This is a genomic window from Clostridium sp. FS41, from assembly GCF_000954015.1.
Classification (GTDB): domain Bacteria; phylum Bacillota; class Clostridia; order Lachnospirales; family Lachnospiraceae; genus Enterocloster; species Enterocloster citroniae.
This window is the reverse complement of the sequence record NZ_JYHN01000043.1, coordinates 21472-31320: the sequence shown is the minus strand read 5'-3', so window position 1 is coordinate 31320 and position 9849 is coordinate 21472. Positions and strand designations below refer to the sequence as shown.

General features: G+C 46.5%; 5 protein-coding genes. 1 reads left to right on the top strand and 4 read right to left on the bottom strand.

All coding sequences use genetic code 11. The features are described from left to right. Nucleotides 1-4874 (bottom strand): InlB B-repeat-containing protein (locus CLFS41_RS28930; protein WP_200895083.1); only part of this gene is annotated, 4874 nt, incomplete at its 3' end. A 454-nt stretch (nucleotides 4875-5328) separates the two neighbouring features. Between CLFS41_RS28930 and CLFS41_RS06775 the strand changes: the two genes are divergently transcribed. Next, nucleotides 5329-6606 carry an ATP-binding protein gene (locus CLFS41_RS06775; RefSeq protein WP_045091842.1) on the top strand — a complete coding sequence of 426 codons (1278 nt, stop codon included), beginning with the start codon at nucleotides 5329-5331 and terminating at the stop codon, nucleotides 6604-6606. A 16-nt stretch (nucleotides 6607-6622) separates the two neighbouring features. Here the strand turns inward: CLFS41_RS06775 and CLFS41_RS06770 are convergent, their stop codons facing one another. From CLFS41_RS06770 to greA, 3 genes are all read right to left on the bottom strand, one after another. Further along, nucleotides 6623-7840, bottom strand: coding sequence for a BTAD domain-containing putative transcriptional regulator (locus CLFS41_RS06770; RefSeq protein WP_045091841.1), 1218 nt, complete (start codon nucleotides 7838-7840; stop codon nucleotides 6623-6625). 125 nt (nucleotides 7841-7965) lie between these two features. Then, nucleotides 7966-9291, bottom strand: a complete 1326-nt coding sequence (locus CLFS41_RS06765) for an MATE family efflux transporter (RefSeq protein ID WP_007868585.1) — start codon at nucleotides 9289-9291, stop codon at nucleotides 7966-7968. Nucleotides 9292-9328: 37 nt separating this feature from the next. After that, on the bottom strand, nucleotides 9329-9832 hold the full coding sequence (gene greA / locus CLFS41_RS06760) for a transcription elongation factor GreA (protein WP_007868588.1): 504 nt from the start codon (nucleotides 9830-9832) through the stop codon (nucleotides 9329-9331). Nucleotides 9833-9849: the final 17 nt, after the last annotated feature.

Here is a 9849-nt window from a genome sequence, read left to right as displayed (position 1 = left end):
CCATTATTGCTGTGTGGCTTTCCATCATAGCTGAAGTTTTCGCTTGCCGCTGTGATCGTTACTTCCTTTGGTATTACGCTTAAGGTTCCGTTCTGAGGTGTAATTTTGTAGTTTCTGGACACATTCACATTGCCATTCATAATTTTGTAGCCATTCTGAACCACATTATTGCCTGAAACTGTATCCAATACATTTGTAACACTTCCAGCCGCCTCAGCTACCAGTCTGTCTCCGGTTGCAAGACTGCCCTCTGTCACCGTTACATTTGAATTGCTGTGTGCTGTTCCATCATACGGGAAGCTCTCGCTTGCTGCTGTAATCGTAATCTCTTTGCACTTGATCCATTGAGCATATAAATCGTTGGATCCAACATTATCAAGTAATGCCGTGTCACCTGCGTTATAGGCATCACCAGTACCATTCTGGTTAGTCGTCCACTTTTCAAACACATATCCTTCTCGTTCAAAAAGTTCATTTCCATCAACAATAGTAACGGTGCCATTATTAATTACACTTGCAGTTGTTTCAGTCTCATCACCGCCGAAATTAGCATGATAAGTTAAAAACACTTTTCCTGGCAATCTATCCCACTGTGCTACTAATGTAACCTGATCATTCGCTGCTAATGAACTATCTACAACAAATGTTTCTCCTGGATAATAAACGTTCTCTCCAAGTTTCCATCCGATAAAACCTTTATTCTCCGGATGGGTTAACGTATCACCTGGTTTAGCCGCCGCACTTGAACCATCGACATATTGATTGGTATCTACCGGGATTACTCCAGCACCCTCACCTGCATCATAGATAACTGTAAGCTTGTGAGTACTTATCCACTTTGCTACTAAATCTGTATTGGCGTAGATTTCCGTATTAAAGTTGAATACGGTATCATTATGCGTCCAGCCTGCAAATGTATAACCATCTCTTGTCGGGTTATCACCAGGTTGTAATACCGTCTTGCCATAATCTACAATCTGATTTGGATAACTTCCAGTTCCCCCATTTACATCAAACGTTATCTCAAATTGCGGTGCTGCCCATTTTGCATATAGAGTAATGTCCATAGCAGGCATAGTCTTGCCAACAAAGGAATATGCTTTGCCTTGGCACTGCTCATTGTCATACCATCCAACAAATTCATATACATCCGGTACACCACTTGGCTTAGCTGGCTCATAACTCACCTTGCTGATATCAGCTTCATACTGTTCGGAAATAGATTTAACAACTTTTCCGCCATTTACGAAATTAATGTTATAATCATTGCGATAATAGTAAAAATCTAATTTGTAATTATATTTATCTATCTTTTCAAAAGATCTATTATCATTAATATTCTTGCTATAAGTAAAGCCTTTAATTTCGTATCGGTCTTCTTCCGTAGTGGTCCAGTTCGTATTTGAAGCTTTAAAGGTATCCGTATGGTCTAAGTTATATATCCTCTTATTATAACCACTAATACCACTCTCTCCATCAAGAACCTCAAGATAGTAGTTCATCTTATAAGTATATGAGCCTGAGCTCTCATAGAAATAAAATGTTGCTCCGTTTAATGGCATTACATCAATACCCGATTGATAAGGACCATTTGCCGAACTTCCCTGATAAGTAGTTCCCCACATAGGATATTGGTTTGAATCCGGCCACTGCGATTTAATATTAGCGCCATATTTTGCTGAAATAGTCAAGGAGGATATTTCATTCCAGCTTCCACCCCAGCCACTTCTTTTATATTGTTTGAATACAACTTTATATACAATCCTGTTATAATAAACATTTACAATAGTAGATCCATCACCAGCAATTTCCTTTTGAGTTATCGTTTGTACATTAAAACCACTGGCTGATTTGCTTTTAGCATTCGTTGTAGCTCCTGCCCTGCCTGTTAATTCCTGACTATCCCAAAAAGAGTATTCATTGTCATCCGCATTCTCTTTCCAATGGATAACTGTATACTTAATACCGCTTAAACCAGTCCATTTAGCATACAACTCAATATCTGTATTTATTGCTGTATCAAACCCGAACGCCTTGGTAAGTGCTGCATCTGTATACCATCCACCGAATGAGTAGCCCAGTCTCATTGGATTTTCGGGAGCCTCAGGAATCTGCCCTATTCCTACATAAGTAGGTGCTGTATAAGAACCACCATTCGCATAATACGTAATCCATTTGACCTTTTGAATAATCGGATAAAGGTTAATATCACTATTGGCAATTGTTACACTATCGCCAACGCTTTCCGTACTTCCTTCGCTCAGTGTCCATCCTGTCAGAGCCTCATCTCCGGCCACTTCAATATCCACATCCATGACATTGACCGATTGGCCTGTATTTGCCTGCTTGATCTGCCGTATTACACCATTATTATTAAAGTAAACATAATATGTCTGGGTAAACCGTGCATGCAAATCTATTGTCTGGGTATTAGTGACTCCAATTGAACCAAATACCTGATATTCATCAGGAATTGAATCTGTCGACCATCCTAAAAACTGATTACTTTCAGATGATGGTATTTGAGGTTCAACCAGTGTATCACCATCTTTTACAATCTGAGTATTGATAAGTTCATCACCATTATAGAAGTTGTACGTGTGTGTTGGCTTATCTGTTATGTTAGTAATAATGTAAATCGTAAAATGTTCAGCGTCAAAGGATACCTGATTCACTCCGGTTCCTTCTGGCACGATCACTGTATCACTTACACTCTCCAATGTTAAGGTTTCTGCTGTTGCAGCAGCGGCAGTGTCTGCACTCAGTTGTTCTTCATTCACATCATCTGCTGCAAATATTTCCACAACATTGCCCTGTGAAGTTTCTTCCAGAATTCTCTTACCGCTAAAGGAAACTGTTACATAACCATTATCAGACCAACTATTATCCAGTTTAACTCCATTAAGCATAAGGTTAATATCATATGCTAATACCGAACTTACCTGGCTTCCTTCTTCATACTCCAACTTATCTTTAACAGCTGCTTCAATCTCTGTAGTTACTTCCTTAACATCCAGCCTTGTTCCAATAGGAATAACTCCCTCTGGAGCCGTAGCTGTAATGGTTACCCCATTAATAGTCACAGAATCAGCAAATTCCGGATGCTCACCAGTCTCTGTCATATAGACTTCTATTATCTGCTCTTCGTAAATATCAGGGACAGAATACCACACGGTCTGAGTTGTGTCATCATTATCCGCCACAGAATCAACCGAAAGGATCTCTCCATTCGCAGTCACATTCTCTACCGCATAACCAATCTGGTTCTTAACGCCGAATGTTAATGCCTGACCTTCCTCAACGCCTCTCGGCCCTTCCACGATACGGGCGCTGGCTTCCGGATAGATTGCATATGAGATCTTATACCCCTCAAAGTCATCCAAAGCCTTCAGCTGATTGATCGTAGTCACATAAATCTTAGCTGTGGAACAATAGCCTATTCCAACCAGATCCGTTGAACCTGCTGCTGAAACATTGTCTTCTTTCTCAGGCGCCTGTGTCGGCTTTGCCTCTGATGAGGAAGCCACGTCAGGAACTTTCTGGGTGGGAGTCTCGGCTTTGCCCTCGCTCTCGTCTGCAGTGCTGCTCTCTACCGGTGCTGCCGTTGTCTCGTCTGTATCAGGTACAGTGGTCTCGCCGTCAGCTGCCGTGGTAGTCTCATCTTCCGAAGCCTGTGTGGAATCGGTTGGATCAGTTGGCTGGTCTGCTTCTGTTGACTCTTCCTTGCTGGGAGCCTCAGTTGCTTCCGTCTGCTCTGCTTCTGTTGCATCTTCCTTTGTGGGAGCCTCGGTCTCCTTTGGTTCTTCCTCTTTCTCAGGTTCGGGAGCTTCTGTCTCTTCTTTAACTTCTGCTGCATCTGCCCCATCATTATTCTCATTATCAGCAACTACCGGTGCGTAGTGACGAATGATGGACGCCACAGGTTCGGTCGCCTCTGGTTCAGGAGCTTCCGTCTCAGGGGCCTCGGTCTTCTCTGGTTCGGTTGCTTCCTGAGTTTTTTCCTCAGCTGCTTCCGTTGTGGCCGGTTCTTCTGTGGAAGCCTCAGTCTCACTCTCAGCCGGGGCCTCTGTTGTATCCTCCGGTAAAGCAGCCTGGGTCTCATCGGTTTCCTGAGTCTCATCAGGTGTTGTTGTTTCATCAGATGTTGTTTCATCAGGAGCTTCTGTTGTATCATCCGCTACCGTGGTCTCATCCGCTGCTGGCGCCGTGGTCTCTACCTGGCTCTCGGTTTCTGATGGAGCAGTTGTCTCCTGTGCCCCTGGCCCGTTTGTATCTTCAGGTGCAGGTGCGGGTGTTTCTGCCGGCTTGGAAATATGATTCACTTCCTCATCGCCGTATGCTGCCTCATAACTCTTTACAGTAACGCGTTTGGTCTTTTTAACCTTCTCTACACCATCATCCATTCTTGTGATCTCAGTGGTGCAGCTGATGGTATCTTCCCCGTTATTCACGTATAAGAAGATAATCTCCTCATCGCCGGTTACCATATACATGTCATCAGCATCTTCCGGCAGCCGAACGAACACGCGTAGTTCTGCGTCCATACTTCCGCCTTCCGGATCAGGGAACACTTCATAGATCTTTCCCTCACCGAAGAAGAGTTTCTCAAATTCAGCAATCTTTCCATTGGTGAAATCGAGATCCTCTGCCGTCACTTCATTGCCATCAGCGATTGCTTCATCAATGGCTTTGACAAGCTGTGAACCGCTCATCGTGAAGGTGACGGATTCTGACGAACTGGCTGCCAGGGCCGTATTCATATCCGCACCAACATTGGTTAGGATCATGGCCATTGCAAGCAGGAACGCCAGAAGTCGTTTTTGAGCACTGTACACTGTCCGCGACAGCGCCCTAGACCTTTTTCTTCCTTCCATACATATTCTCCTCTCAAGATATTTCTTTTCCAAAACAGGGATAATTTGCTATTGTCTGGAACAAGTATATCAAATGGCAGTTACAAACGGGTTACAAATTAAGATTTATTAAAATTTTTCTTAAATAATCTATTCCCCGCTTTTAACCTATGCCCTTATCATATCAGATCGGGCGTTACCAAAAGCGTTATTTCGACCACTTTTTTCGTTACTATTTCTTTTTTTATCTGCATTTTTTGATTTTATTTTTAACCTTATTTTCATTTTTTTGTAATATTATCAGACAGCTTTTCTTTGGATTTTTCCATACTTCTTTCGCCTGTTTCTAACGTCAATTCTTAAGATTTATTGCGAGATTTTTCCTCATTTCATCTTGCATTTTCTCCCCTCTCCGTGGTACAATGAATCCAATGGATTATTATGAGTTTTTTTCTCACGGATATGGAGGTGTCTTATGCTGGTTCAGCTGATTTTAAAGAATTTCAAGATTTTCAAAGAAGAAACTTTATTAGATTGTTTACCTGGTCCCATAAACGAACACAAAGCATCCCTGATCAAGGATGCTTTGGATGGGGAACAGTTTCTCCCGGTTATTGCTATCTACGGCCCCAATGGGGGTGGCAAATCAACGGTGCTGTACGGCTTACGATTCCTAACAGATCTTCTTACCGCCGCCAGGCCGGAAACCGTTGCTTCCCGGCCAGTCCATCACCGCATGTCACCGGTCTGCTCGGGCATGCCCTCTGAGTTTGATGTACTGTACCGGCACAGAGGCTTCCTGTTCCGTTATCAGCTTCGCCTCCTAAAGGGGATCATTGCAGAAGAGACCCTTTTTTACGGCCGTGTTGGAAAGGATGATGCCGGAATACTTTTTAATAGGAAGGAATCCGATTTTCATCTGGGCAAGATCGTATCATCCTGTCCGGTTAATCACGTGTCTCCCTCAGAGCCGCTGCTCTCTCTCCTGGCACGTTCATCCCAGTCCGAAACCATCCAGGCCGCATACTCCTGGTTTGAGGAGACGCATTTTCTTTCCTCCTCTCCTTCGGATGCTCCGTTACCAAAATCAGCGGAACAGGCCGGCAGGATCGGAAGCAATATATATGATGCTATAGACGGCAATACATACGGCGATATCGATGGCAATGCATATGGCCATATTGGTGACGGTATCTCCGGCGGCATCTATGACGACATCTGCAAAGACATCTGTACCCTGCTCCAGTCCATGGGACTGGATATCACCAATATCAGGTCCGTTCCCCAGGGAGGCGTAACCGCTTCCGGGCTATGGCTGACCCATACGCCGGAAGGTTCTGAACCTTACGAACTTCCATATGAGGATGAATCAGAGGGCACAAAAAAACTTTTATCCGTCCTCCCCCCTGTCATCGCCAGCTTAAAGCAGGGCGGCCTGATCGTGGCGGATGATCTGGACAGCCGGCTGCACCCCCATCTGCTGCGTTTTATCATAAGCCTTTATACAAATGCAGAGAAAAATCCTCACGGTGCTCAGCTTATATTCTCCAGCCATAATACCGCTGTTTTGATGCCCACTGTTCTCCGCCGGGATGAGATCTGGCTCTGCTGCCATCCATCAGGGGAGGATGCGCAGCTCTATCCTCTTTCCTGGTACAAAAAAGAAAACGGCCTCATTCCAAGAAATGATGAGGCCTATGGCAAGCAGTATCTGGAAGGCCGTTATGGGGCCAGTCCCAAGATAACCGGTTAATTCTTAGCGGAATACCTTATAGCAGACTTTCAGGCATTACCTGATAGTTCAGTTTCACCTTGCGCCCTCCGTCCCACAGATGGAGGGTGCGGTCTATCCGTTCAAATATCCTGAGACAATACTCCTGGGAGGTGCCGTTGAGCATTACCAGGTACTGGCTTGGATTGTAGCAGGTAAATAAATCTCCCTTTCTCACGGACGTTCCGATGGCCTCATGAAGCCTGGCCGAAGCTGTCTTCAGCAAATCCCCGGCGGCATCCAGGGGTTTTCCCTTTGCATCCAGCAGCGTACAGCACAGCATCACGCTGGTGAAGTCGATCCGCTCCGACATGCGTACCAGCAGTCGGTAGCAGTCGATAAAGGCAGGATAAGAACAATAGTAAGGTCCATTGACCCGGTCCCGCTCCTGCAGGCTTTCCCTTACGTCCTTAAGGGTGTCTGAAGTATAACGGATCTGGCCGCTCATGGTCCTAAACCGCTCCAGCATCTTCTCAGAGGGAGGAAGACCCTGTTCCTCAAAATACTGGGTAACCGCCTGGTCGTAAACCTGCATGGCGTCCTTAAAGCGTTTCATGGCGATCAGGCAGTCGATTTTCATGATCTGACACTCTTCATAGGGATAAAGATTACAGGCAGCGGAGCACAGCTCCAGCAGTTCCGTGTACTCGCGGTTGGCCTTCATCAGATGGCTGGCCACCCTCAGACACTGGAAGTACAGTTCCTGGCACCGCACTTCGATAACAGACACCCACTTTTCTCCTGCCAGCTGGGCCATAAATTCCCCCTGGTACAGGCGGCAGGCCCTCTTTAACAGGTTTTCATCCCTTGTCTTCAGCGCTTTCCTGGCAGTTTCCTCAAAATCCTTTGCATCTATGTACACAGAAAGGCTGCCCTTGTCAAACCGGTAGACCCCGCCCTCGGTCCGGATATACTCATGTTCCGGCAGACCGCTGCCCTCCAGTATTTTGCGGAGCCGGAACACAGCCGCCCTAAGGCTTCCCGATGGGTTGGTGTTCTCACCGTTTCCGTAAAGCATATCCAGCAGTTCTTCCCTCAGAACCCCCTTTTCACCGGCATATAAAAGGATAAGAAAGAGCTGAAGCATCTTACCCAGCGGATTTGCCATAACGGACAGCGGTTTCCTGTTATACTCCACCATAACCGTTCCCATCATAAATACATTTAAGCCTTCACTTTCGCCCAATATACGGGCATTCCCCTGATCTGCGTTCATCGTTTCCCCTACCCCCGTTGCAAGAGCGTTACACGCCTCATAACGCTATTTTACAACATTCCATCTGATATTTCCACAGATTTTTCCAATTTTCCACATATTCCCCGCGGACTTCCCATGCCCCATCACTTTCCTCTCATAAACCAGAAATAGTACGGAATCTCCACCAGAAGCATTACACTCCACCCAACAGCACAGGCATAGGCAACGCCCTGCATTCCCATAACAGGCGCCAGAAGATACACAAATACCACACGAAGGCTGGTCTGTACAAAGGTTCCCAGAAGGGTTATGCTCATATTCCCCATGCCGCGGAAAAAGCCCTGTATTCCATTGGTAAAGGCCGGGAAAATGTAGAATAGGGCCATAAGTCCCAGATAGCTGCTGCCCAGTCCTATGATGCCCTGGTTCCCGGCAGTAACAAACAGTCCCATCAGCGGTTTTCTAAACAGCAGGATCACAAGAGCAATGCATACCCAGTAGCAAAACTCCAGGGTCAGCCCATGGCGAAAGCCCTTCCGGATCCTCTCCTTTTTTCCGGCTCCCCGGTTCTGTGCCACGAAGGTGGTGATGCCATGGGAAATGCTCTGCTCCGGCGTAAAGGCATAATCATCAATCCGGTTCACTGCGTTAAAGGCCGCGATCATATCAACCCCCAGAGGATTGACCGCTCCCTGGATCAGCAGCTTTCCAATGGGCTGGCAGGATTGCTGCAACGCTGTGACGCTGCCGTAGCGCAGTGTCTGGCGCAGCAGCTGGCGGTCCATGGTGAACTCCCCTTTTCTCAGCTGCAGCATGGGTATCTTCCTATATACATAGGTGATACACAGAATCGCAGAGGCCGCCTCTGCGATCACCGTGGTGGTGGCCGAGCACACGATGCCAAAGCCCAGGCCGCCTATAAAGATCAGATCCAACAGGGCATTGAGAACAGATGAGAATGCCAGGAATTTAAGGGGCGTCTTGGAGTCCCCCACACTTTTTAAGGCAGCGGAAACTGCATTGTAAAAATATGTAAATGGAGCTCCCAGGAATATAATGGACAGATAGGTGGAAGCCATGCCCAGTATTTCTTCCGGCACCTGAAGCGCTTTAAGCAGCGGTCGTGAGAAAAAAACTCCGAGAAGCGCAACAATAACCGAGAAATAACAGCCGAATATCACGGTGGTGGACATTTCCCTTTTCAGTTTATCCTGGTGGCCTGCGCCAAAAAACTCACTCATCAGGACGGAGGCCCCCATACAGATACCGGAAATGCCCAGGATCACAATATTCATGACCGGGCTGGCAGTCCCTTCCGCCGCCAATGCCTGTTTTCCGATAAACCGCCCCGCTATGATGGAGTCCACAGCATTATAGGTGAGCTGGAACAGGTTTCCAAGGATCAGCGGTACCGAGTACCTGACCAGATGATTTGTTATTTTTCCTTCTGTCATATTTACAGCAGCCATAATGATCTCTCCTTATACCGGTACTGATTTTTTCCTGTCAGAAGCTGCGGAGCTTGTCGTCCTCATCTGCCGCAGTCTTATCGATGGAGCGTATCTCCACTTCATACCCAAAGCGGTCGTCCACCTTAACGTGGACCCGGTCCCCCACTTTATGGCCCCTGATGGCCTTTCCCAGAGGTGAATCTATGCTGATCAGGCCCTGAAGGGAATTTCCCCGGACGGTTGTAACCAGTTTGTATTCCTCCGTCTCGTCATCATCCGGAATGTATATGCTCACCCGGTCTCCCAGCCCTACCTCATCTGCCCCGGACTGGTCGGAGATGATCCTGGCCGTCTTTATCATTTTCTCCAGGTAACGGATGCGGCTTTCATTGCGGTTTTTGTCCTGCTTGGCTGCTTTGTATTCAAAATTCTCGCTCAGGTCCCCGTGGGCTCTGGCCTCCTTCACCGCTTCCAGCGCTTCTTTTCTCACCACCAGTTTCCGGTACTCTATCTCCTCTTCCATTTTCTTAATATCACTTTTCGTCAGATTATCATACATGATTTGCCACTGCCTTT